The organism is Bradyrhizobium sp., assembly GCF_016462955.1.
GTDB lineage: Bacteria > Pseudomonadota > Alphaproteobacteria > Rhizobiales > Xanthobacteraceae > Bradyrhizobium.
In genome coordinates this window covers 1-375 of the sequence record NZ_JAEMSD010000670.1, presented here as the reverse complement: position 1 = coordinate 375, position 375 = coordinate 1, and the positions used below count along the sequence as shown (strand labels likewise).

Genomic DNA, 375 nt, shown 5'->3' with positions numbered 1-375 from the left:
GCCTGGATCACGGCGTCGAACGCCGGCCAATCTCGCCGCGAGCTGTCGTTGCGATAACCCCCGGCGGACGCATAGACCAGCCGCGGATTTTCCTTGCCAAGCTCTTGATAGCTGATGCCTAGCCGTTCCGCGGCGCTCGGACGCATCGAGTGAACGAACACGTCCGCCGTCATGACTAGGCTCATCAGGGTTGCGCGATCCGCCGACTTCTTCAGATCGAGCACGATGGACCGCTTGTTACAGTTCATGTTCAGGAAGAACCCGCCCATTCCTTCGCTCGGTACCGGGCCGACCTTCCTCATGTTCCTAGTCCGCACCAGGCCGCGGTTCGGCCGGTTCTTGCTGCGCCGAGCCTCGATCACCTCGCATTCGACG

General features: G+C 62.1%; 1 protein-coding gene. It reads right to left on the bottom strand.

Annotated elements, in window-relative coordinates; translation table 11 throughout:
• Positions 1-269: CoA transferase (locus JHD07_RS36585; protein ID WP_291631036.1), on the bottom strand; the 269-nt coding region annotated here is incomplete at its 3' end.
• Positions 270-375: the final 106 nt, after the last annotated feature.